Origin of the sequence: uncultured Bradyrhizobium sp. (assembly GCF_936943645.1) — a bacterium.
Taxonomy (GTDB): Bacteria; Pseudomonadota; Alphaproteobacteria; order Rhizobiales; family Xanthobacteraceae; genus Bradyrhizobium.
Genome location: NZ_CAKZJO010000088.1, coordinates 38,113 through 60,857 on the forward strand (window position 1 = coordinate 38,113; position 22,745 = coordinate 60,857).

At 64.6% G+C, this 22,745-nt stretch carries 19 protein-coding genes and 1 tRNA gene; 7 read left to right on the forward strand and 13 right to left on the reverse strand.

The window, feature by feature from the left end; all coding sequences use genetic code 11:
* The first annotated feature begins 55 nt into the window (after positions 1-55).
* The 4 genes from Q0743_RS26645 to Q0743_RS26660 all read left to right on the forward strand — a co-directional run bounded on the left by Q0743_RS26645 (position 56) and on the right by Q0743_RS26660 (position 2,216).
* The gene (locus tag Q0743_RS26645) at positions 56-592 is read left to right on the forward strand and encodes a GNAT family N-acetyltransferase (RefSeq protein WP_298244457.1); all 537 of its coding nucleotides are present in this window, start codon (positions 56-58) and stop codon (positions 590-592) included.
* 123 nt (positions 593-715) lie between these two features.
* Positions 716-1,402, forward strand: a complete 687-nt coding sequence (locus Q0743_RS26650; protein WP_298244458.1) for a DNA-3-methyladenine glycosylase I — start codon at positions 716-718, stop codon at positions 1,400-1,402.
* A 26-nt stretch (positions 1,403-1,428) separates the two neighbouring features.
* The gene (locus tag Q0743_RS26655; protein ID WP_298244459.1) at positions 1,429-1,722 is read left to right on the forward strand and encodes a DUF1330 domain-containing protein; all 294 of its coding nucleotides are present in this window, start codon (positions 1,429-1,431) and stop codon (positions 1,720-1,722) included.
* Positions 1,723-1,922: 200 nt separating this feature from the next.
* Positions 1,923-2,216 carry a hypothetical protein gene (locus Q0743_RS26660; RefSeq protein WP_298244460.1) on the forward strand — a complete coding sequence of 98 codons (294 nt, stop codon included), beginning with the start codon at positions 1,923-1,925 and terminating at the stop codon, positions 2,214-2,216.
* Between the two features lie 132 nt (positions 2,217-2,348).
* On the opposite strand, the gene dinB is transcribed toward Q0743_RS26660, so the two are convergent.
* Complete coding sequence (dinB, locus tag Q0743_RS26665) at positions 2,349-3,449, reverse strand: DNA polymerase IV (RefSeq protein ID WP_298244461.1); 1,101 nt, start codon at positions 3,447-3,449, stop codon at positions 2,349-2,351.
* 43 nt (positions 3,450-3,492) lie between these two features.
* On the opposite strand from dinB, the gene Q0743_RS26670 reads away from it, so the two are divergent.
* Entirely contained in the window at positions 3,493-3,936 is a 444-nt protein-coding gene (locus tag Q0743_RS26670; RefSeq protein ID WP_298244462.1) for a TspO/MBR family protein, read from the forward strand.
* Positions 3,937-4,284: 348 nt separating this feature from the next.
* A complete protein-coding gene (locus tag Q0743_RS26675; protein ID WP_298244463.1) occupies positions 4,285-5,226 on the forward strand; it encodes a sensor domain-containing diguanylate cyclase in 942 nt (313 codons plus the stop codon).
* Positions 5,227-5,347: 121 nt separating this feature from the next.
* Here Q0743_RS26675 and Q0743_RS26680 read toward each other — a convergent pair.
* The 12 genes from Q0743_RS26680 to Q0743_RS26735 all read right to left on the reverse strand — a co-directional run bounded on the left by Q0743_RS26680 (position 5,348) and on the right by Q0743_RS26735 (position 21,724).
* Positions 5,348-5,424, reverse strand: a tRNA-Arg gene (locus Q0743_RS26680).
* Positions 5,425-5,487: 63 nt separating this feature from the next.
* Positions 5,488-6,591 (reverse strand): diguanylate cyclase, encoded by a 1,104-nt coding sequence (locus Q0743_RS26685; RefSeq protein ID WP_298244464.1) that lies wholly within the window; start codon positions 6,589-6,591, stop codon positions 5,488-5,490.
* Complete coding sequence (locus tag Q0743_RS26690; protein ID WP_298244465.1) at positions 6,591-9,713, reverse strand: EAL domain-containing protein; 3,123 nt, start codon at positions 9,711-9,713, stop codon at positions 6,591-6,593. Before Q0743_RS26690 ends, Q0743_RS26685 begins: the two co-directional genes overlap by 1 nt.
* A gap of 174 nt (positions 9,714-9,887) precedes the next feature.
* On the reverse strand, positions 9,888-10,970 hold the full coding sequence (locus Q0743_RS26695) for a branched-chain amino acid ABC transporter permease (protein ID WP_298244466.1): 1,083 nt from the start codon (positions 10,968-10,970) through the stop codon (positions 9,888-9,890).
* On the reverse strand, positions 10,967-11,977 hold the full coding sequence (locus Q0743_RS26700) for a branched-chain amino acid ABC transporter permease (RefSeq protein ID WP_298244467.1): 1,011 nt from the start codon (positions 11,975-11,977) through the stop codon (positions 10,967-10,969). The genes Q0743_RS26695 and Q0743_RS26700 overlap by 4 nt, the downstream gene beginning before the upstream one ends.
* Positions 11,974-12,696, reverse strand: coding sequence for an ABC transporter ATP-binding protein (locus Q0743_RS26705; protein WP_298244468.1), 723 nt, complete (start codon positions 12,694-12,696; stop codon positions 11,974-11,976). The genes Q0743_RS26700 and Q0743_RS26705 overlap by 4 nt, the downstream gene beginning before the upstream one ends.
* The gene (locus tag Q0743_RS26710; RefSeq protein ID WP_298244469.1) at positions 12,693-13,469 is read right to left on the reverse strand and encodes an ABC transporter ATP-binding protein; all 777 of its coding nucleotides are present in this window, start codon (positions 13,467-13,469) and stop codon (positions 12,693-12,695) included. The genes Q0743_RS26705 and Q0743_RS26710 overlap by 4 nt, the downstream gene beginning before the upstream one ends.
* 88 nt (positions 13,470-13,557) lie before the next feature.
* The gene (locus Q0743_RS26715; RefSeq protein WP_298244470.1) at positions 13,558-14,742 is read right to left on the reverse strand and encodes a substrate-binding domain-containing protein; all 1,185 of its coding nucleotides are present in this window, start codon (positions 14,740-14,742) and stop codon (positions 13,558-13,560) included.
* A 106-nt stretch (positions 14,743-14,848) separates the two neighbouring features.
* Positions 14,849-16,876, reverse strand: coding sequence for an acyl CoA:acetate/3-ketoacid CoA transferase (locus Q0743_RS26720; RefSeq protein WP_298244471.1), 2,028 nt, complete (start codon positions 16,874-16,876; stop codon positions 14,849-14,851).
* Positions 16,877-17,119: 243 nt separating this feature from the next.
* Complete coding sequence (locus Q0743_RS26725; protein WP_298244472.1) at positions 17,120-18,559, reverse strand: sigma 54-interacting transcriptional regulator; 1,440 nt, start codon at positions 18,557-18,559, stop codon at positions 17,120-17,122.
* A gap of 242 nt (positions 18,560-18,801) precedes the next feature.
* Complete coding sequence (locus Q0743_RS26730; protein ID WP_298244473.1) at positions 18,802-20,538, reverse strand: EAL domain-containing protein; 1,737 nt, start codon at positions 20,536-20,538, stop codon at positions 18,802-18,804.
* A gap of 220 nt (positions 20,539-20,758) precedes the next feature.
* A complete protein-coding gene (locus tag Q0743_RS26735; protein WP_298244474.1) occupies positions 20,759-21,724 on the reverse strand; it encodes a sensor histidine kinase in 966 nt (321 codons plus the stop codon).
* A 179-nt stretch (positions 21,725-21,903) separates the two neighbouring features.
* Between Q0743_RS26735 and Q0743_RS26740 the strand changes: the two genes are divergently transcribed.
* Positions 21,904-22,743, forward strand: a complete 840-nt coding sequence (locus tag Q0743_RS26740) for an SDR family NAD(P)-dependent oxidoreductase (RefSeq protein ID WP_298244475.1) — start codon at positions 21,904-21,906, stop codon at positions 22,741-22,743.
* Positions 22,744-22,745 lie beyond the last annotated feature (2 nt).

A 22,745-nucleotide genomic window follows, 5' to 3' on the forward strand; every position in this document is an offset into this window, starting at 1 on the left:
GAGCGCTGCCTCGGCTAGGTCTGCAAGTCCCAGCAACCTGCCGAAAGCATCACGCATGTCACAGCTGTTTCCGGGAGCGGTCGTCGAGCCGGTCGAACTGGCCGACGCGAAGGGCATGGTCTGCATCAGGACCGCCAGCGCATCCGACGTGGCGAATCTGTCGGTCTATTTCACTTCCCTTTCCACGACGTCACGCAACAAGCGCTTCAGTGGCGCGCGATCTGATCCCGGCGTGGTCGCGGCCGAGTGCATCGCCAGGAGCATCGACCTCGACAACTTCACCTTGCTCGCCGAGCTCAGGGAGGAGGGGCAGGGCAGGATCATCGGCGAGGCGCTCTACGCGTACGACGCGAGGGCGCGGCATGGCGAATTTGCCATCTCGATCGCCGATGCCTTTCAGCGCAAGGGACTCGGCCTTCAGATGATGACGGCGATGGAGACGCGCGCGATCGATCTCGGGCACGAGATGATTGCGGCCGAGACGGCGCGCACCAATGCCGAGATGCGCGGCCTTGCGAAGAAAGCGGGCTTCAACGACACCGGGCTCGGTGACTGGCAATCGGTCCATCTCGCCAAGCGCCTGTCGCGCTAACCGGTCCTGCCGGCGAGCCGGCGGACGCAGGTGGCCCCCGGTTGGGTCGGGGCGCCAGCACCAGGGCTGGACTGTATCGGCGAATTCTGATGTCGTGGCGGGCCCTCAACCGCTTGTGTCCGCATGCCCTCCTTCAAGACCATTCGTGCCCGTGCCGAGAAACGCAAGGGCGGGCCCAAGGCCCTGGAAAAGCTGATGCCGGCAAAGCCGGACCCGAAGCGTCTGGCGAAGCTCGGCGACGATCGCGTCCTCGCCGAGATGACGAAGCGGGTGTTCTGCGCCGGCTTCGCCTGGAGCGTGATCGATTCGAAATGGGATGGCTTTGAAGCGGCCTTCCTGCATTTCCAACCGGCCAAGCTCAGCTTCCAGCCCGAGGACTATTGGGAAAGCCTGTTGCGCGACGCGCGTATCGTGCGCAACGCTGCCAAGATCATGTCGGTGCGCGCCAATTCCGTCTTCGTGCAGGAGATCGCGAAGGAGCATGGCAGCTTCGGCAAGTTTCTGGCGAGCTGGCCCTCGTCCAACGAGATCGGCCTGCTCGATCTCCTGACCAAGCGCGGCAGCCGGCTCGGCGGCAATACCGGGCAGATGCTGCTGCGCTTTCTCGGTTGGGACGGCTTTGTGACGTCCGGGGACGTGGTGGTTTGCCTGCGCGATGCCGGTCTCGACATTGCCGAGGAGGTCAAGTCGAAAGGCGACTTCGCCAAGGTGCAGGCGCAGTTCAACGCCTGGGCCGAGGAGACCGGCCTGCCCTACACCTATCTGTCACGGATCTGCGCGCTGTCGGTCGGCGAGAATCGCAGCGAATAGCACATCCGACAACCGGGAGAAGAACGATGGCCAAAGCCTATTGGGTTGCGACCTATCGCGCGATCAAGAACGCCGACGCAATGGCGGCCTATGCCAAGGTGTCGCGTCAGGCCATCGAGGCGGCGGGCGGCCGCGTGATCGCGCGCGGGATGCCGGCGGCCGTCTTCGAGCTCGGCCAGATGGAGCGCGTCGTTCTCATCGAGTTCGACAGCGTCGCAAGCGCCAAGGCGGCGTATGAGAGCCCGGCCTACAAGGCTGCGCACGACCTGCTCGGCGATGGCGCGGACCGCGACATCCGGATCGTCGAAGCCGTCGATTAGCGCAGCCCGCGGCCAGATCATGTGCATCCTGTGGCGATCTCGCGCCGCGGGCGCGGCGGATGGAACGCGGGATCACGAAATACATTTCATCGGAACATTCGCGCGCAGCACCTGTTCGGACTTGAGCCAGGCGGACAAGGGCGCAGGGAACGCGCGCTCCCGTCCGGGCCAATGAAACCGGAGACAGAACGGAGCAGCTCATGAAGCTCACATCCGACCAAGTGAAGCAGACCGTCAACCAGCTCGGCGCTCAGGTGCTGCCCGACGAGCATCCCGCCATGCCTCAGCTCAACAGCATGTTCGGCGAACACACTTTCTTCGTCGACGAAATGGGCCTCAAGGTCCTCGAGCCCACCCCGTCGCTGGGAACCGATCGCCAGAGCGGCGAAGTGGTCAGCCTCGCCGATTGGGGCGATTCCGACCTGACGCGCCTGATGGCGCACGAGCCCGAGCCGACCGGGGTGATCGTGGTTTTCGAGCACATGCGGCATTGATGGGTCCGAGCTGATCGACTGCTGATCATCTCTTGGGCGGTGGCGGGTTGGAAAGCCCGCCGCCGCCTACAGCGGATTCGGAGCCAAGTCGCGGACAAGGATGTCACTGTTCCCGGGCATTTCCGATCGGGCTCAAATCCCGAAAGTCAGCTGCGGCTCCACATCATCGCCGGTCTGGAGAGAGGAGAGCGAGACCCCCAGCAGCCTGACACGCTTGGGCAGCGGCATCTCCACCTCGAGCAGGTCGCAAGCCAGCCGCTCCAGATCGTCGCGGGCCGCGACCGCCGCTGCCACGGACCTGCTGCGCGTGATGATCTCGAAATCGGCGAATTTGATCTTCAGCGTGACGGTGCGGCCGCGGTTGCCGGTGATCTCGCAATGGCGCCAGACCTTGTCGACGAGAGGTTTGAGCTCGGCGGCGAGCGAGCCATATTCGGCAAGGTCGGTCGAGAAGGTGGTCTCCGCGCCGATCGACTTGCGGATGCGGTTGGCCCGGACCGGCCGCTCGTCGACGCCGCGCGAGATCCAATAATAATAGGCGCCGGACTTGCCGAAATTCGCATTCATGAACTCAAGCGTCTGATTACGGATGTCGAGGCCGGTGAACAGGCCCAGCGCGTTCATCTTCGCAGCCGTCGCCGGCCCGATGCCGTGAAACTTGCCGACGGGCAGGGTTTCGACGAAGGCCTCGCCCATTCCGGGGGCGATCACGAACTGGCCGTTGGGCTTGCGATGATCGGAGGCGAGCTTTGCCAGGAACTTGTTGTAGGACACGCCCGCCGACGCGTTGAGGCCGGTCTCGGCCTTGATCTTCTCGCGGATGCGCAGGGCGATGTCACGTGCCAGCGGGATGCCTTGCAGGTTTTCCGTGACGTCGAGATAGGCTTCGTCCAGCGACAACGGCTCGATGACGGGAGTATGTTCGGCGAAGATGTCGCGGATCTGCCTGGAGATTGCCTTGTAGACCTCGAAGCGCGCCTTGACGAAGATCAGGCCGGGACATTGCCGCTTCGCCGTCACCGACGGCATGGCGGAGCGAACGCCGAACTTGCGGGCCTCGTAGCTCGCCGCCGCGACGACGCCGCGCTCCGCCGAGCCTCCGACCGCAACCGGCTTGCCGCGCAGCTCCGGATTGTCGCGCTGCTCCACCGACGCGTAGAAAGCATCCATGTCGATATGGATGATCTTGCGGACCGACGAGGCCTCGCCGGTCAACGTGTCGGATTCGCTCATGGAGATATGATACAATTGCGCGGCGAGATGCGCGAGGTGAGGGATGTTGCAGCTGTTGCTCTTCGTGGTGGGCGTGGTCGGCATCGGCTGGCTGATCGGCGCGACCAATCTTCCGGGAGAATGGTATGCCGGCCTCGCCAAGCCGGGTTTCGTGCCGCCGAACTGGGCGTTTCCGGTGGCGTGGACGATTCTCTACGTGCTCATTGCCGTTGCGGGATGGCGAACCTTCCGCCGCGAACCCCGGGGCAAGGCGATGTTGGCCTGGGCGGCGCAAATGGCGCTGAACTTCGCCTGGTCGCCGGTCATGTTCACGATGCACCAGATCGGCGCGGCGTTCGTTATCCTCATCGGCCTGTTCTTCGCGATCGTGGCCTACATCGGTCTCGAGCTGTCGCGTGACCGACTGGCGGCCGCATTGTTCATGCCCTACGCGGCCTGGGTCGCGTTTGCCGGCGTGCTCAACGCGGCGATCTGGCGGATGAATTGAGACTTCGCCATCGACCGACCAGGCCTGCTGCGTAGGGCGATGTCTGCCTCGGTCCGACCGATAGGCGATCGTCTCGATCCCGACTCAAGTGCTGGAGCGGAGACGGCGGCCGGACTGGCGCACCCTTCAGGATAAAGGAGCGAACGCGTAAATCATTGAAACAGGGCACTATTTTTGACTAGGCGCTAACTCGCCCGGGCAATTGGACTGCAACTCGCGGCCGATGCGAGCGCTGCCATCAAACTCCGCCCGCATCGCCGGCTGCAGGCGGACATATAGGGTTCGTTAACGCCGCGGCCCTAGCTTCTGGGTACCTGTGCAAGATCGCAAAATGCTGCCGGATCGTCGATGACGGAGAATCATGCTGCCTCGACTTTGTCGGACGAGGTTCGCGCACGACTCTATGATCAGGCTCTGAATGTCGCTCGCATCGGCGCTTGGGAGTGTGAACTCGAGACGGAGCGCCTGAGCTGGACCCAGGGCGTCTACGACATCTTCGGCTATCCCGCGAGCAATCCGCTGCGGCGCGCAAGCATCGTTGATCTCTACATCGATGAATCCAGGCGCAACATGGAGCTCGCTCGTGCCGAGGTCATCCGAAGCGGTTGCCCGATCACGCTCGATACGGAGATCAGGACATGGCGCGGTGAAAAACGCTGGATGCGCCTCTCGATCAACGCGGTGCGAGAGGGCGGACGGCCGGTGCGGATCTTCGGCTGCAAACAGGACGTCACTTCCGACCGACAGGCGCTAGAGAGCCTGCGGCAGCAAGCCGAAACCGATCCGCTGACCGGGCTTGCCAACCGGGCCATTTTTCAGGCTCGTTATCGCGAACTTGTCAACGACCGCCTGAATCATGGCTTCGCGTCGGCGCTCGTTCTGATCGACCTGGACGGCTTCAAGAAGCTCAACGATACATTCGGCCATCTGGCCGGAGACGCATGCCTATGCGAGGCCGCGCACCGTTTGCGGCGGGCATTTCACAATGCCGGCCTGGTCGGCCGGCTCGGTGGTGACGAATTTGCGATCATCCTGCGCGCTCCAACAAACCCGGCGCGCATCGCGCGCGTGCTGCAGCAGACCGTCGTGATGTTGAGCCGCCCGCTGTTCTGGAACGGTCATCGCCTCGAAGTCAGCGCCTCGATCGGAGCTGCCACAGTTGGCCGCCCGCACCGCCGGCGGATCGTCGAATTGTTCGCGGAAGCCGACATCGCGCTCTATGACGCGAAGGCTGCTGGCCGCAACCGAGTCCACCTGATCGGAGACGAAAAGCATAACCTGGCGGCTTAGAGCAGATTGCGCAGACCGCTGCCGGAGCCGCATTGCGGCACAGGCACGCGCAAACGGCCACCGCATTTGTCAAAATTCCCGATTGAACAGTTCGCAGTTCTCTTCTGCACGGGTGGCAGACTGGCGCACCCGACACGATTCGAACGTGTGACCTTTGCCTTCGGAGGGCAACGCTCTATCCAGCTGAGCTACGGGTGCTAGTTGCAGGTTCATTTAGCCGATTGGCGAGGGGGGAGCAACCGCTTCCCGCCGCAATCGGCCTCAGGCCGTCTTGCGCCGTAAGGGGGCCGGAACCTGCTTGGCCTGCCGTCCCAGGGCGGCGAATTCGGCCAGCACGCGCTCGGCGCAGATGACCTGGTTGCGGCCGAGCCGTTTGGCGACGTAAAGCGCCTCGTCGGCCGCGCCCAGCAGCCGGTCGGGGCCGCCGTCGACCGCGCCGGGAATGTGGCTGGCGACGCCGACGCTGAGGGTGACGTGATCGCCGGCGCCCACCGCGCCGTGGGCGATCTGCAAGGCCAGGACGGCGCCGCGGATCTCCTCGGCGATGACACAGGCGCTGTCGCAATCCAGATCCGGCAGGATCAGCGCGAACTCCTCGCCGCCGTAGCGGCCGGCGAGATCGAGCGGGCGCACGGCGTGCCGGCTGACGACGGAGGCGATCGCCCGCAGGCATTCGTCGCCGATCTGGTGGCCGTGATGGTCGTTGAACAGCTTGAAATGATCGACGTCGACGAAGAGCAGCGCCAGCGGCTTCTGCGTGCGTTGGGCGCGGGCCCATTCGCTCATCAGCATCTGGTCGAACGAGCGGCGGTTCGACAGGCCGGTCAGCCCATCCTTGGTGGCGAGCTCCTTGAGCGCCATTTCGGCACGCTTCTGGTCGGTGAGGTCGCGCAGCGTCTCCACCACGGCGATCAGATGCCCGGCCTCGTCGTGGATCGGGCCGGCGTCGATCGCGAGATAGAGCTGGTTGCCGAGCTTCGGCATTACGCACCAGTTCTCAGCGGAAAAGCCGAGCCCGTTATGGCCCCGCGCGGCATATTCCGAATAGAATTCCGGAAGCCGCTCCGGCCGGTCGAGCGCGACGAGGTCGGCAAGGCAGGGGCGCCTGGTCTCGTAGAAGGCCTGCCAGTGCTTGCTGGTGCCGATCACTTCCGAGGCGGCAAGGCCGGTCAGCCGCTCGCAGGCCCTGTTCCAGATCACGACGCGCCGCTTGGGGTCGATCACGAAGGTCGGCACCACCAGATGCTGCATCAGCCGCACGGCATAGGAATCCGCGACGTCGACGGTCTTGGTCGATGTCTTGCCTGAGATCTTGCCTGAGATCTTGCCCGAGGTCTTTCCTGACGGCTTCACCGGCTTTGCCATCACGCCACCGCCGCGACCGGCACGATGCCGGGCGAGCCATCGCCCGTGCCAAACAGTTTCCGCACCTCGGCGGCCGGCTTCGGCGCGCTGAACAGATAGCCCTGCATCTGCGTGCAGCCGAGCGCGCGCAGCATCTCGCGCTGCGCCTCGGTCTCGACGCCCTCGGCGACCGTCGTCATGCTGCTGGCGGCGGCGATGTTCACCACTGCCTGCACGATCACGGGCGCGCCGCTGCTCTCGGCGATGTCGGCGACGAAGCAGCGGTCGATCTTGATCTTGTCGAACGGGAAGCGCTTGAGATAGCTGAGCGAGGAATAGCCGGTGCCGAAATCGTCGAGCGCGATGCGCACGCCGATCGAGCGGAGCTGGTGCAGGATCGAGAGCGCGGCCTCGTCGTCGCGGATCAGCACGGCCTCGGTGATCTCGAGCTCGAGCCGGCGCGGGTCGAGGCCCGAGGCGGCGAGCGCGCCCGCGATCCGCAGCGCCAGCGTGTCGCATTTGAGCTGCACCGGCGACACGTTGACCGCGACGCGGATATGCGTCGGCCAGGTCGCGGCCTCGTTGCAGGCCATGCGCAGCACCCAGTCGCCGAGCTCGGTGATCAGGCCGGTGTCCTCGGCGACCGGAATGAACTCCGCGGGCGAGACCATGCCGCGCTCGGGGTGGCGCCAGCGCAGCAGCGCCTCGCAACCGGTGACGACGTTGGTGTGCAGATCGACCAGCGGCTGATAGTGGATCTCGAAGCCGCCATTTACCAGCGCCTGCCGCAGATCCTGCTCCATGCTCAGCCGCGCCCTGGCGCTCGCGTCCATCTCCGGCTCGAAGAAGCGGTGAGTGCGGCGCCCCTCGGCCTTGGCGCCGTACATCGCCAGATCGGCGTTCTTGATGAGTTGGTCGAGATCGGTGCCGTCCTGCGGCGCCAGCGCGATTCCGATGCTCGCATCGGTGGAGAGCTGGTGGCCAAGACAATGATAGGGCTGCCGGATCGCCTGGTAGATCCGGGTCACGAAGGACAGCACCTCGGCGGAGGACTGGATCCCGGTCTGGATCACCGCGAATTCGTCGCCGCCCAGGCGCGCGATCAGGTCGCCCTCCTTGAGGCAGCCGCGCAGACGGCTTGCGATCGCCTTCAGCAGCTCGTCGCCGACATGATGGCCGAGCGAATCGTTGATGCCCTTGAACTCGTCGACGTCGATGTAGAGCAGCGCAAACTGGTCCCCGCCCGCAACCTTCGCCAGCTCGCGCTCGATCTGTTCGCGGAACAGCGTGCGGTTCGGCAGGTCGGTCAGCGCATCGTAATGCGCCATATGCGCGATCTTCTCGTCAGCGCGGCGCCGCTCGGTGACGTCGTCGATGACGTGAATGAGGTAGCGCGGCTCGCCGGCGTCGTCGCGAATGCCGATCCGCGTCGACGTGATGTAGCGCAACCCCATGCCCGGCATCTGCCAGGCATGCTCGTCCTTGAACAGTCCCTTGGCCGATTGCAGCGCGCTATTGTCGTCCGCGGTGATGTGGGCAGCATGCGCCTCGGGGAAGATGTCGAAGGCAGTCTTGCCCATGACCTCCTGACGCGACTGGCCGAACAATTGCTCGGCGACGCCGTTCAGCAAGAGGTATTGCCGCGTGCGGGCATCCTTAACCGTGATCTGCGACGGAATGTGGTCGATGATCTCGCGCAGGAACGTGTAGTTGCGGTCGCGTTCCCGCTCGAGATTGCGCCGCTCGGTGATATCCTCGATCGTGGCGACCCAGCCGCCCTGGGCGAGCGGCGTGTTGATGACCTGGAAGGCGCGGCCGTTGGCGAGCTGATGCATGCGCGTGGAGACCGTGCCTTCGGCAACGACCCTCATGACGTCGGCGCAAAACGCCTCGACGTCGCCGTCGAATGCATCGCGCTCCTTGCGATGGTACATCGCCTCGCGGATGTGGCAGCCGGGCTTGATGACGTCGTGGGAGAGGCCGAACATGTCGGCGTAGCGGCGGTTGCAGGTGGCGATGTAGCCGTTCGCGTCGTAGAGGATCAGTCCCTGCGACATGTTGTTCAGGGCGGTGTCGAGCCGCAGCCGCTCCGCTTCCAGACGTTCCTGCGCCTCACGGTTCTGACGGTTGATCTGGCGGATGATCAGATAGAGCATCAGCGCGATGACCGCTGCCGAAAGCGCGGCGGTCGTCACCATGAAGCCGGTCTGCTGCCGCCAGTCGGCCAGTGCTGCGGCCGTGGTGTTGGTGGCAACGATCACGAGCGGGAAGTGCGTCAGCGACGCCGCCGAGCCGAGCCGCTCTTCGCCGTCTGTCGGACTCCTGACGCGAAGCGTCTGTTGGCCACCCTCGGTCAGCACCTTCCGCATCAGCGGCGCATCCCTGAAGCTCCGGCCGATCAGCTCTTCGCGGTGCGGATAGCGCGCCAGCATCTTGCCCTCGCGATCGAACAGCGAGATCGCCGTGCCCTCGGCCAGCGCGACGGAAGCGAAATAGTGCTGATAGCTGTCCGGATCGATCCGGCGGACCATCGCGCCGAGGAAGGTGCCGTCCGCGCCGTTCAGGCGGCGCGCGACGATCGTGGTCCACTTGTTGATGATGAAGCTGCGAACGGATTCCAGCAGCACCGGCTCGGACCGCGGATTGGTCTTGAACGTCTGAAAGTAGGCCCGGGACGAAACGTTGATCTTGGGCAGTGGCTGGGCCCGCGACCAGTTGATCAACTCACCGTCGGCATCGTAGAGCGCGATATCGCCGAGATAGGACACGGAGCTGATCTTGCTGCGCAGCATCTGGTTCGCCGCAGATCCGGACATGCGCTCGCGGAACATCGCCGGCGAGGTGATCTCCGTCAGGCTCATCTGGCCGATCAGGTCGGCGGCGACGACGTCGGAATCCTCGAACTGCTGGTCGAAGTGCCGCGCGATCAGCTGCACCGTGTTTTCCAGCTCGCGCTCGCGATTGGCCAGTGTGCGTTCGCGAAACTCGCCGACGGCCATGGCCGTCACGCCGAAGATGCCCGCGACCAGCAACACGCCGCACAGGGTCAACCACAGGACGGGGCCACGCCGCGTCAACGCCTCCCAGCCGTTCCTTACGGCTAGAGACATTCCGGTTGCCACCGTGGAAAAGACCTGGCGCATTCCCCCTCCCTGGAGGAACACGAATACACTGCACAAATGGCCTAAACCTTAGGAAAGCCAGTTACCTAAGCATTAATCGGGTTGCGCGGCCGCGCCCGGATAGAGTGGAGCGGGAATCACGTCGCGGTTGCGCGCCGTCCGCCGTCAACGCTGCGTCGCATCATGAATCGTGTGTTAATGCAAGTCGCCGCCCTTGTCGCCGGCCGGATTCCGCAGCCGCCCCACCACGCCGGTCGGAAAGAAATAGACGCTGGCGATGAACAGCAGGCCGAGCCATAACAGCCAGCGATCCGGATGCAGCAATCCCGGCAGCAATGGCAGGCCGGCTTCCGAGGCAGCCTTGGACGCGACGCCCATCAGCGACTGCAAATAGTTCTGGGCGAGGATGAAGATGCTGGCGCCGATGATCGCGCCATAGATCGTGCCCATGCCGCCGATCACGACCATCAGCAGGATGTCCAGCATGATCGAGAAGCTGAGCGAGGTATCGGGGCCGGCATAGCGCAGCCACAGCGCGTTCAAAATGCCGGCGCCGGCGGCCACCAGCGCGGCGAGGCAGTTGGCGTAGGTCAGATGAAACACCGTGCGGAAGCCGAGCGCCTCGGCACGGAAGCGGTTCTCGCGGATGGCTTGCAGCACGCGCCCGAACGGCGAGTTCACGACGCGGAGCAAAGCGAGGATCATCAAGGCTGAGACGGCGAACACCAGATAAAAGGTCAGGATGCGGCCGTTGATCTCGAAGCCGAACAGATTCTTCGAGATCAGTACCGTGCCGGGGCGAAGTAGCTCCGGCAGCTGAAAGCTGCGCCCGTCCTCGCCGCCGGTCAGCCAGGACAGTTGCGAGGCCAGAACCTGGAAGGCCGAGGCGACCGCGAGCGTGATCATGGCAAAGAAGATTGCGGCGACGCGCAGCGAGAACAGGCCGATGGCAAGCGCGAGCAGGGCTGCGAGTGGCAGGCCGACGACGGTGCCGGTCGCGACCGCGGCCCAGTTCGGGCCCATGCCGTAGAGCGCGATCGCGATCGCGTAGCTGCCGATGCCGTAGAACATGGTGTGGGCGAACGACACCGAGCCGGTATAGCCGAGCAGGAGATCGTAAGAGGCCACCAGCGCGGCGAAGACGCAGATCTTGGCGGCGACGTTCAGCGCCTTGGCGCCCGGGAACAGGAACGGCGTCGCCGCCAGCGCCAGGATGATGACGACGAGAACCAGCGTGAGGATTCGGCTGCGCGGCGGATCGCCTGAGAGGATCATCATCGGCTGGTCACCGCATAGAGGCCGCGCGGCCGCCACATCAGAATGGCGACCATCAGCAGGATGTTGGAGACAAGGGCGAGTTTCGGCACCAGGAAGCCGCCGTAATTGGCGACCATGGCCACCAGGATCGCGCCGATGAAGCAGCCGCCGATCGAGCCGAGGCCGCCGATGATGACGACGATGAAGATCAGCACAGTGAGGTCGTCGCTCATAGAGGCATGCACCTGCTCGCGGTACAGCGCCCACATCACGCCGCCGAGGCCGGCCAGCGCCGAGCCCGTCATGAAGACGCCGAGGAACAGGCGGCGGATGCGATAGCCGAGCGCCTCGACCATCTCGCGATTCTCGACGCCGGCGCGGATCAAAAGGCCGAGCTTGGTGCGGTTGAGCACGAGCTGGATCGCGATGAAGACGGCAAGCCCGATCAGCATCGCCAGCACGCGATACTTGGCGATCGCGACGTCGCCGAGGATGAAGGAGCCGCGCAGCGAGGCCGGCAGCGGCATCGGGATGATCTGCGGCCCCCACAGCGCATACATCGTCTGCTCGGCGACGATCAGGCCGCCTGTCGTCATCAGGATCTGCTTCAAATGCTGGCCGTAAACGGGAAGGATCAGCACGCGCTCGACGACGAGGCCGAGGGCGCCCGAGACCGCCATCGAAAGCAGCGCGGCCGGCGCCAGCACGGCGAGGTTCATCCAGAGCGAGTCGGCCTGAATCGAGGCTGCGAACGGCGCCAGCACCAGGGTCGCGACATAGGCGCCGACGGCGATGAAGGCGCCATGGCCGAAGTTGAGCACATCCATCAGGCCGAACACCAGTGTCAGGCCCGAGGCCATGATGAAGATCATCATGCCCATCGCAAGGCTCGCTACCGTCAGCGTCAGCCAGGAGGAGGTCGATCCGATCAGGGGGATCATCAGCAGCGCGAGTGCGATCGGCAGCAGGATCGGCGCGAGATCGCGCTTCGGCTTCGGCAGCGGATCGGTTGCGGCAAGGTCAGTCACTGATGTGCCTCCAGGCTCAGGCCGAGCAGCCGCTCTTGCAGCGGCACGTCGGCGGCCAGCGCCGCCATCTCGCCGCGGTGGACGATGGTGCCGTTGTCCATGACCAGCACGTTGTCACCGAGCTCGCGGGCGGCGAAGAAATTCTGTTCGACCAGAAGGATCGTCGCGCCCTTGCGCTTGATCTCCTTCAGGCACTCGATCAGCGCCATCACGATGGCGGGCGCCAGACCCTTGGTCGGCTCGTCGATCAGCAAGAGCTTGCGCGGCTCGATGATGGCGCGCGCGATCGAGAGCATCTGCTTCTGTCCGCCCGAGAGGCTTCCCGCGCGCGACAGCCAGAAGCGGCGCAACGCCGGAAAGAAGCCGAAAATCCATTCCAGCTGCTTGTCGTCCATCGCAGCATCCCGTGCCGCCAGCACGAGGTTCTCCTTCACCGTGAGATCGGAGAACACCGCCATGCTCTCCGGCACGTAGCCGACGCCGAGCCGGGCGATGTCGGGCGTGGCGCGGCTCTCGATACGCATCCCTGCGAGACTGATCTCGCCTGATGATGCCTGCCACAGTCCCATGATGGTGCGCAGCGTCGTGGTCTTGCCGGCGCCGTTACGCCCGAGCAGCATCGTGACTTGTCCTTGCGGGACCGCGAGGTCGATGCCCTGGAGGATGTGGTAGCGACCGATATGGGTGTGCACGCCGGAGAGCTTGAGGAGATCGGTCATGCGGCGCTCTCTGCAGCAGTCTTGGGCGCGACGCCGAGGTAGGCTTCCTGCACGATCGGCGAGGCGATCACTTCGGCCGGCGGACCGTCGGCGACGAGCTGGCCGTTATGCAGCACGATGATGCGGTCGGCGAGCGAGCGCACCACGTCCATCTTGTGCTCGACCAGCAGGATGATCTTGCTTGTGTCCCGCTTGAGCTGCGCGATCAGGTTCAGGACGACAGGCACTTCGTCGATGCTCATGCCGGCGGTCGGCTCGTCGAACATGAAGACATCAGGCTCGAGCGCGATCATCAGCGCGACCTCGAGCTTGCGCTGGTCGCCATGCGACAGCGCGGTGGCGGCGACGCCGCGGCGGCTGCCGAGCGCGACCTGGTCGAGGATGGCATCTGCGCGTGCGATCAGGTCGCGGCGCACCATCCAGGGCCGCAGCATGTCGTAATGGGTGCCGTTCGCCGCCTGCACTGCGAGGCGGACGTTCTCTTCCACGGTGAGATTGGGAAACAGGTTGGTCAGCTGGAACGCGCGCCCGAGACCCGCGCGGGTCCGCAGCGGCGCGGAAAGCTGGGTGATGTCGGTGCCACCGAACAGGATGCTGCCGCTGGAGGCGCGCAGCTGGCCCGAGATCAGATTGAAATAGGTGGTCTTGCCGGCGCCGTTCGGCCCGACGATCGCGGTGAGCTCGCCCGGACGGAACGTGCAGGTCACGCTGTTGACCGCCACGTGGCCGCCGAAGCGGATGGTGAGGTCGCGGGTTTCGAGAGAGAGCGTCATGAGAGGTCTGGCAAGTGACAAAATGAAGATGTGTCCGCGCTCGCGGTAGCTCCCTCCCCCGCAAGCGGGGGAGGTGAAGCAAGAAAGCTCAGCGCTTGTTGCGAACGGGAACGTCCATGTCTTCGATCTTCAGTTCGCGCACCGGCTCGAGGATGGCCCAGGCGACATTCGGATCGACCTTGACCTTGAAGGCGTACATGCTCTGCAGCGCCTGATGGTCTTCCTTGCGGAACACCATCTTGCCCTTCGGCGTGTCGAACTCGAGGCCCTCCATCGCCGTGATCAGCTTCTCGCTGTCGGTCGACTTTGCCTTGGTGACGGCGGCGACGACGGACATCGCTGCGGCAAAGCCGCCCGCGGTGAAGAAGTCCGGCGGTGCGTTGAAGCGCTTCTGGTGCTCGGCGACCAGCCAGTCGTTCACCGGGTTCTTCGGGATGTCGTAGTAGTAGTAGGTGGCGCCTTCCATGCCCGGCAGGCCTTTATAGGCAGCGAGCGCCGGCAGGATGTTGCCGCCGGTGGAGAGCTCGATGCCGTAGCGCTTCGGGTCCATGTCCTGGAGCTTGGCCAGCGGATTGCCGGCGCCGGCCCAGATCACCCAGATCACCTTGCGGCCCGGCTTGTCCTTCAGCGCATCGAACAGGCGCTGGCCGACCGCGGTGAAGTCGGTGGTGTTGGTCGGTGCATATTCTTCCGCGGCCAGCGTTGCGCCGGTCTTGGCGAGCGCCTCCTTGAAGGCGGCGACGCCGTCGCGGCCGAACGCGTAGTCCTGCGCCAGGGTCGCAACGGTGACGCCCTGCTTGCCGATCGCGACCGCATTCGAGATCGCGTCCTGCGAGGAGTTGCGCGCGGTGCGGAAGATGTAGCGATTCCACTTCTCGCCGGTAATCTGGTCCGCGACAGCGGGCTCGACGATCAGGATCTTCTTGTTCTCTTCGGCGACAGGGAGAATGGCGAGCGCCGCGGCCGACGAGGTCGTGCCGATGGCGATGTCGGCCTTGTCGTCCTGATAGGCTTCGGCGAGCGCGGCCTTGGCGAGATCCGGCTTACCCTGGTCGTCCTTGGTGATGATGACGATCTTGCGACCGTCGAGCGTCATCGTGCCCTTGGTGGCGTATTCAAAGCCCATTTTCAGGCCAGTCTCGGTCTGCTTGGCATAGGCCTCGAGCGGGCCGGTCTTGCCGTAGATCAGCGCGACTTTGAGATCGTCGGCTTGCACGGAGGTGCCCGCGCCGAGCGCGAGAATGGTTGTTGTTATGATGAGTGATCGACGCACGATGGTCCCTCCTGATTCAACGTTTCTCGACAACAGCGATTTGCACAAGCTTACGAACATTGCAATCGAACCTTCCCGCCGAGCGCGTCGGCCTCTATAGCCTGCATCATTTTTGGGCCAGCCGTGCATCGCCGGCTCCCTCGGCCTGACGCCGGTCCGATTGCGCCTCGTCAGCGCTTTCGAAAATATGCGGTGCGACGCCACGCTTCTCCAGGGCTTCGCCGAGCTTGATGCGCAGGAAGCCCGAGGTGGTGTAGCGCGATACGCCTGAATAGAAGCGATCGACGAGGCTACGCACCATCGCCGAATAATCGTCCATCAATTCCGGCAGGATGGAAAAATTGTCATAATTGACGATGGCGTAGACCCGGCGGCCGAGCGGCGCGAGCCTGGCCTCGACGATCGCTGCGATGGTGTCGATCTCGGCCTTGCTGCGCAGCGGATAGCGTTCCAGATTGACGAAAAACAGGTTCTGCTGCTCGTCCAGCGTGAAGCGCTGGTCGAGCGGAATCGTGAGCAGGCGCTCGCGCAGCTCCATCAGGCCTTCGTGGAAGATGCGCGCGTCCATGGTTGCGGGATCGCGCGGGATCAGCGGCTTGAAATCCATCAGGCGGAGGATGTCGCGCTCGACGTCGATGCCGGGCGCGATCTCGGTGAGCTCGAGCCCTTCGGGCCGGAGCTCGAACACGCAGCGCTCGGTGACGTACAGCGCACGCTGCTTGCGCGCGGCGGCGAACTTTCCGCTGAAGGTGACGTGCTCGACGTGGTCCACGAACTTGCGCGACTTGGCCTCGTCGAGAATGACGAGCTTGCCGTCGTTCACGGCGATGCGCTGCTTGCCCGCGCCGAAGGTGCCAACGAAGATGACTTCCTTGGCGTTCTGGCTGATGTTGATGAAGCCGCCGGCGCCCGCGAGCTTCGGTCCGAACCTGCTGACATTGAGGTTGCCGGCGCGATCGACCTGGGCGAGACCGAGAAAGGCGGCATCCAGGCCGCCGCCGTCGTAGAAATCGAACTGATAGGGCTGGTCGATCACGGCCTGCGTGTTGATCGCCGCGCCGAAATCGATGCCGCTCGCCGGAATGCCGCCGATCACGCCGGGCTCCGCCGTCAGCGTGATGAGGTCGATGATCCGCTCTTCGTTGGCGACCGAGGCGATCCCCTCGGGCATGCCGATGCCGAGATTGACGACGCTGTTGGCCTTGAGTTCGAGGGCTGCGCGCCGCGCGATGATCTTGCGCTCACTGACCGGCATCACCGGGAGCGATGCGGCGCGGACCCGGATCTCGCTGGAGAAGGCGGGATTGTATGGCGTGCCAAAGGTCTGCCAGTGGTTCTCGGGCCTTGCCACCACGACGCAGTCGACGAGGATGCCGGGAATCTTCACCTGGCGCGGATTGAGGCTGCCGGCCTCGGCCACGCGCTCGACCTGGGCGATGACGATGCCGCCGGAATTATGCGCGGCCATGGCGATCGCGAGCGCTTCCAGCGTCAGTGCCTCCTTCTCCATGGTGAGGTTGCCGTCGGGATCGCCCGTGGTAGCGCGGATGATTCCGACATTGATGGGAAAGGTCTTGTAGAGCAGGCATTCCTCGCCGCCGATCGTGATCAGCTCCACGAGGTCCTCGGTGGTGCGGGCGTTCAGCTTGCCGCCGCCGTGCCTGGGGTCGACGAAGGTGCCCATGCCGACGCGAGTGACGTGGCCGGGCCGGTGCGCGGCGATGTCGCGGAACAGATGCGTGATGACGCCTTGCGGCAGATTGTAGGCCTCGATCTGGCCTGCGATCGCGAGCTGCTGCAATTTCGGCGCAAGCCCCCAATGTCCCCCGATCACGCGCCGGACCAGCCCCTCATGCGCGAAATGGTTGAGCCCGCGATTCTTGCCGTCGCCCTGGCCCGCCGCGTAGACCAGCGTCAGGTTGCGCGGCTTGCCTTGCGTGTAGGGCGCATCGCCCTCGTGGGAGAGATAGAGCTCTTCCAGCGCGATCGCGATCTCCTCGGCAAAGCCGATGCCGACGAAGCCGCCGGTCGCCACCGTATCGCCGTCGCGGATCAGCATGACCGCCTCAGTCGCCGTGACGACCTTGCCCTTCTCGGAATTGCGCAGGTAGGGCAGCGCTGGATGATGGCTCACGGCGTTCCTCCCAATCCCTTCGACCGCATGCCGATATTATTCTGAGTTGATCCTATCGCGGGGACCGGCCGTGGAACAGCTTGCTCCCGCGAGAGCGGGCAGCACTGAGCAAGGTTTGCGCCAGATACCTTTGGTCCACGGAATGCACTGCGATTTGCGGCCATTCCGGCGTAGCCGGAGCAGGAGAGTAGCCGGGCACCGTGTCCGGAATCCGAGACTCCGGACACGCTCGTGTCTCGAAACTCAGACGGAGGCCGGCCCTGTGGCGAGGCCGAACTTGGCCAGCTTCTTGTAGAAGGTCGCGCGCGAGATTCGCAGCATCTTGGCGGCCTCGGTGATCTGACCGTTGCTGGCGGCAAGCGCCTGTTCGAGCGTGTGCTTCTCGAACTCCGCCTCGGCCTCCGCATAGGGCACGACCAGCCCGGCCGGGCGTTCGGATGAAGCGGGCCTGACCTCGTTGCCCAGGGGAAGGATGCGCGCGACATCCTCGCCGGTCAGCCGGCCGGAATCGCTGAGGATCAGCGCCCGCTCCAGGATGTTGCGGAGCTCGCGGACGTTGCCGGGCCAGTCGTAGCGCGCGAGGGCGGCAAGCGCGCTCGGGGTGATCTTCGCCTTGATGTAATCTCCGGAGGCGCTGATGTCCTCGAGCAGGCGGGCGCAGATCTCGGGGAGATCGTCGAGGCACTGGCGCAGCGGCGGCAGCTCGATCGAGAGCACGTTCAGCCGATAATAAAGATCGGGCCGGAACGCGCCGTCGCTGACGCGCTTGCGCAAATCCACGTTGGTTGCGGCGACCACGCGCACGTCGACCTTGGAGATCTTGTCCGAGCCGAGCGGTTCGATCTCGCGCTCCTGCAGCACGCGCAGCAGCTTGGCCTGCAATTGCAGCGGCATCTCGCCGATCTCGTCGAGGAACAGCGTGCCGCCGTCGGCGATGCGGAACTTGCCCTCGCGTCCCCTGCGGTCGGCGCCGGTATAGGCGCCCGGCGCGGTGCCGAAGAATTCCGACTCGATCAGCGTGTCCGGGATCGCCGCGACATTGACGCTGACGAACGGCTTGTCCGCGCGCGAGGAGGCGTTGTGGATCGCCTGCGCCAGCATCTCCTTGCCCGTTCCGGTTTCGCCGGTGAGCAGCACGGTGACGCTCTGCCGCGCCGCGCGGCCTGCCAGCTCCTTGGCCCGCGCGATCCCAGGTGTGATGCCGACGAAGTCGGCGAACGTGAAGCTCGCCGCGCGGGCATTGGACAATTGCCGCCGCGCCAGCCGTAGATCGCTCTCGAGCTGGGCGACACGGGCGAGCAGCGGCTTCAGGCTTTCGAGGTGGTCGTAGAGCACGAAGCCGATCGCGCCGATCACCGTCCCGTTCTCGTCCTCGATCGGCATGCGCGTGACGACGAGCTGCTCGCCGCCGAGCTCCATGATGTCGAGCAGGATCGGCTCGCCGGTTTCGACAACCTTCCGCATCAGGCTGTTCGGAATGATCTCCTCGATCGGCCGGCCGATCGCCTGATCTGTGCGCTTGAGGCCGAGCGCGGCGAGATATTTTTCGTTGACGTAGACGACCCGCCCGCCGCGGTCGATCGCGATCGCGCCTTCGCACAGCTTTTCCAGCCGCTCGAACAGCGTCTCCATCGCGCGCGCACGGAGATAGGCGGGGTCGCTGATCGAGGGCGAGGCGGACATGACATATCCCGGCGGAAGTCCGCCTGTGTATTATCAAAAGACCAGCAATTTCAAAGGGGGAAATGGGGCGCGCCCCACACTCGGTCGTCGTCCCGGACAAGCGTAGCGCAGATCCGGGACCCATAACGACAGGGCATAATTTGGCGAAGATTCGGAGTTGGCAGGTCACTTCATAACCACGCCCTGTGGTTATGGGTCCCGGGTTCGCTTCGCGCCCCGGGACGACAGCGCTCCGTGCTGCCCTACCGCCGATACCCGCTCGCGCGCGAGTAGCCCTGGCGGTTCTGTTGCATCGGGCGGCTGGCGACGCTCGCCCGCGATTCGCTGGAGAGCGGGGTCGCGAGCTTCAGCTCCTCCAGGAAGATCGGGCGCGAGAAGTAATAGCCCTGCGCGTAGCGGATCTTGGTCGCGGCCTGGAGGTAGGCGAGTTCTTCGTAGGATTCGAGGCCTTCGGCGATCACGGTCATGCCAAGCGCCTCGCTCAGGGATTCGATCGCGCGCAAGATGCCCTGGCTGCGCGGGCGCTTGTGGATGTCGGTGATGAAGGAGCGGTCGATCTTGATCTCGTCCGCGGTGATGTCGGCCAGCGCCGAGAGCGAGGAATAGCCGGTGCCGAAATCGTCGATCGAGATGCCGACGCCGAGCTTGCGGAACATCGGCAGGATCTCGGCCTGGAAGTGATTCTTGGCGACGAAGGCGTCTTCCGTCACCTCGATCATGAAGCGCTGGGGAAAGCCGGTCTCTTCCAGCGCCCGCGCGAAGCTGCGCATGAATTCGGGATTGCCGGCCTGCTTGGCGGCGACGTTGATGCTGATGGTCGCTTCCGGGTCGAAGGTCTCGTTGATCAGGTCGATCGATTTGACGATCTCCGCGAGCACGAGGTGAGTGAGCTCGTCGATCAGGCCGAGCTCGCCGGCGAGGTTGATGAATGAGCCCGGCGCCTGGATCACGCCTTCGTCGTCGCGCAGGCGTACCAGGGCCTCGATGCCTTTCACGGCCTGGGTGCGGATGTCGACCTTGGACTGGAAGGCGCAGCAGAAGCGCTTCTCCAGGATGGCGAGCCGCAGCGACTGCTCGATCTTCATCCGCGCCAGCGCTTCGCGTTCCATGCTGGAGTCGAAGAAGGCCGCCGATCCCTTACCGTCGTTCTTGATGCGGTACATCGCGATGTCGGCGTTCTGGCGCAGCGTCTCGAAGCTGCGGCCGTGGTCGGGATAGAGGCTGATGCCGACGGAGGTGGAGGCGAAGACTTCCGAATTGTCGATGAAGAACGGCGCCGTCAGTCGCTCCAGCGTCGACTGCATGAACTCGGCGACCTCCTCCTGGCTCTGGATCGGGGAGAGCAGCAGCAGGAATTCGTCGCCGGAGATGCGCGACAGCATGTCCGAATCGCGCAAGTCGCGTCCGAGCCGCTTCGACAGCTCGACCAGCAGCGCGTCGCCGACGGCGTGGCCATAATAGTCGTTGATGTGCTTGAAATTGTCGACGTCGAGGAAAGCCAGTGCGAAACGCTCGCCGCCGCTTCTCTCCGAGAGCAGGCCGTTGGCGCGATGTTCGATCACGCGCCGCGAGGGCAGGCCGGTCAGCTCGTCGAAATAGGCCGAACGGAACAGCTGGTCCTCGAAATTCTTCTGCTCGGTGATGTCGGAGGACGCCGAGATCAGCAGCTCGCGCCCGGCGAGGCGGACGGGACGATGGGTGGTGAGCAGCACTTGTCGGGCAGCGCCTCCGTGAAGCGCCTCCTCGGTGACGACAGGCTGGCCGGCACTCAGAGCCTGACGGCAGGCTTCGCGGCGCGGCGAAAGATCGGGTGAGGGACGGCTGCCGTCCATGCCGAGCTGCGCGGCCGCGGCGTCGTTAACCAGCAGAAGCTCGCCATGCGCATCCTGCACGGTCAGGCCCGCCGGCAGCATTCTAACGATTTCCTTGAGAAATCCGAGCTCGGCTTCGCTCGCGCCGGAATATTTGTTGTCGTTCATAGAAGTCATGAATCTTGTTGTTTCAGCGCGTTTTGCAATGAGCGCAGTCTTGCGTGGTTCCCTCTTAAGTTTGGTTAAGGGCTCCGGAGAAATACGGGGGTGTTTTGGGGGAAACTTGCGACGATGCGAGGTGCGCCGACGATCGTCATTAACAGAGCGTCAACGGCACATGCGAAACGGCAGGTAGCGCGCGGGTTGCGCTTTCGCTTGGTGCGCGATGCTATTCGCTTCGCGGGATTCGACACTGCATGATGCAATGCAGCCCGGTCTTCAAATAGGAGATCTCGGTCCTGCCGTCGAAAGCCGACAATGCCGATTTCAGCAGCTTGGTGCCGAAGCCGGGTTCGGACACCTTGTCCACGCTCGGCCCCTCGTTTTCGTCCCAGGTGATGGTCAGGCGGTCGTCGCTGACGGTCCACGAGACCTGCAACAGGCCGCGTGGCGAGGAGAACGCACCATATTTGCCTGCATTGGTGGCGAGCTCGTGAAACATCAATGACAGCGTCACTGCGAGCTTCGGCGGCAGGAACAGCCGGTCGCCATTGAGGGTGAAGCGGACGTGGCCGTAGGGGCCGAGCTCCGAGATCAGGAGGTCGCGGATGTCGCAGCCGGCCTTGTCGATCCGCGAGATCAAATCGTCGGTCGCGGCCAGCGAGCGCAGCCGCGGATCGATCCGGGCCCAGACCTGCGGCTGGTCATGCAGCACCTGATGCAGCACGGCATGCACGGTGGACAGCTTGTTCTTCAGCCGGTGCTGGAGCTCGTCGACCAGCAGCTTGCGATACTCTTCCTCCTCGATCAGGCGCTTGGAGATCCGGCGCTGCTCCGCCAGCATGGTGCGATAGTGCTCGACGCCCCAGATGGTGAGCGCGCAGACTGCCCAATAGAGCGCCAGCAGCGCAAACCGGGCGTGGTCGGCCATCGCATCGCTGAAATTGACGACGACGCCGAGCACGCCGCCGATCAGCGCGGTCACGATCCCGATCCGGAAGCCGCCGAACGCGGCGGCAAAGAACACGGCAGGAAAGTAGGGCGTGAAGTAGACGTCGGGCCGCACATGGGCCAGCGCCCAGCGCGCCAGCGTCGCAACCAGCAGGCAGGCCACTGCAAACGCAATGCTCAGGCCGAGCGATGGCGGCGCCGCGCCCTGCCAACCCCTGCGGAATTCGTCGATCAGCTTCCCCATGGGCAGCTCAGTTGCGATATGCGTTCGAAATTCGATCGGTCCATGAGGATGTTACGCATCCCGTTCGCCCAAGCATAGCTTGCCTTGTCGGAGGCAGGCAGGGATAGTGGCCGCTGCTGCGACGGCAGCGGTCGATGTTCGCCATTTGTCATCAAATCGTTCGAGAACAGGAACATTCCATGGGCAGGCTGGACGGCAAGGTTGCGGTGATCACGGGAGCGACGAGCGGGATCGGATTGCGCACCGCGGAAGTCTTCGTTGCCGAAGGTGCCAAAATTGTGATCGCGGGCCGACGTGTACCGGAAGGCGAGGCGCTGGCATCGCGGCTCGGGTCGAACTGCGTCTTCCGTCAGACCGACGTGGCCGTCGAAGCGCAGATGCAGGCCCTGATCGCGCTGGCCGTGGACAAGTTCGGCCGGATCGACTGCCTGTTCAACAATGCCGGCGGCCCGGCGCAGACGGGCGGCATCGAGGGCCTCGAGGTCGAGCGCTTCGATGCGGCGATGGCGACACTGGTGCGCAGCGTCATGCTCGGCATGAAGCACGCCGCGCCGGTCATGAAGAAGCAGGGGAGCGGCAGCATCATCAACAATGGCAGCATCGCCGGTCGCCTCGCCGGATTCTCGTCCTCGATGGTCTATAGCGCGGCCAAGGCGGCGGTGATCCATCTGACCAAATGCGTGGCGATGGAGCTCGGCGAGTCCAATGTGCGCGTCAACGCGATCTCGCCCGGTGCGATCGCAACCGGCATCTTCGGCAAGGCGCTGGGTCTGTCGACCGACGCCGCGGAGAAGACGCCGGCGGTGATGCGCGAGGTCTACAAGACCGCGCAGCCGATCCCGCGCGCCGGCCTGCCCGACGACATCGCCCAGGCCGCAGTGTTCCTGGCCAGCGACGAATCCAGCTTCATCAACGGCCACGACCTCGTCGTCGACGGCGCCATGACCGGCGGTCGCAACTGGAGCCAGCAGCAGCAGGGCTACGTGGCGTTGCGCAAGGCGTTCGATCAGGGATCGTAGAG

Bases quoted from the DNA above. Each gene is read 5' to 3' on its own strand.
- Q0743_RS26645 (WP_298244457.1), top strand. From the start codon at position 56: ATGTCACAGCTGTTTCCGGGAGCGGTCGTCGAGCCGGTCGAACTGGCC.
- Q0743_RS26650 (WP_298244458.1), top strand. From the start codon at position 716: ATGCCCTCCTTCAAGACCATTCGTGCCCGTGCCGAGAAACGCAAGGGC.
- Q0743_RS26655 (WP_298244459.1), top strand. From the start codon at position 1,429: ATGGCCAAAGCCTATTGGGTTGCGACCTATCGCGCGATCAAGAACGCC.
- Q0743_RS26660 (WP_298244460.1), top strand. From the start codon at position 1,923: ATGAAGCTCACATCCGACCAAGTGAAGCAGACCGTCAACCAGCTCGGC.
- dinB (WP_298244461.1), bottom strand. From the start codon at position 3,449: ATGAGCGAATCCGACACGTTGACCGGCGAGGCCTCGTCGGTCCGCAAG.
- Q0743_RS26670 (WP_298244462.1), top strand. From the start codon at position 3,493: ATGTTGCAGCTGTTGCTCTTCGTGGTGGGCGTGGTCGGCATCGGCTGG.
- Q0743_RS26675 (WP_298244463.1), top strand. From the start codon at position 4,285: ATGACGGAGAATCATGCTGCCTCGACTTTGTCGGACGAGGTTCGCGCA.
- Q0743_RS26685 (WP_298244464.1), bottom strand. From the start codon at position 6,591: ATGGCAAAGCCGGTGAAGCCGTCAGGAAAGACCTCGGGCAAGATCTCA.
- Q0743_RS26690 (WP_298244465.1), bottom strand. From the start codon at position 9,713: ATGCGCCAGGTCTTTTCCACGGTGGCAACCGGAATGTCTCTAGCCGTA.
- Q0743_RS26695 (WP_298244466.1), bottom strand. From the start codon at position 10,970: ATGATGATCCTCTCAGGCGATCCGCCGCGCAGCCGAATCCTCACGCTG.
- Q0743_RS26705 (WP_298244468.1), bottom strand. From the start codon at position 12,696: ATGACCGATCTCCTCAAGCTCTCCGGCGTGCACACCCATATCGGTCGC.
- Q0743_RS26710 (WP_298244469.1), bottom strand. From the start codon at position 13,469: ATGACGCTCTCTCTCGAAACCCGCGACCTCACCATCCGCTTCGGCGGC.
- Q0743_RS26725 (WP_298244472.1), bottom strand. From the start codon at position 18,559: ATGTCCGCCTCGCCCTCGATCAGCGACCCCGCCTATCTCCGTGCGCGC.
- Q0743_RS26730 (WP_298244473.1), bottom strand. From the start codon at position 20,538: ATGAACGACAACAAATATTCCGGCGCGAGCGAAGCCGAGCTCGGATTT.
- Q0743_RS26735 (WP_298244474.1), bottom strand. From the start codon at position 21,724: ATGGGGAAGCTGATCGACGAATTCCGCAGGGGTTGGCAGGGCGCGGCG.
- Q0743_RS26740 (WP_298244475.1), top strand. From the start codon at position 21,904: ATGGGCAGGCTGGACGGCAAGGTTGCGGTGATCACGGGAGCGACGAGC.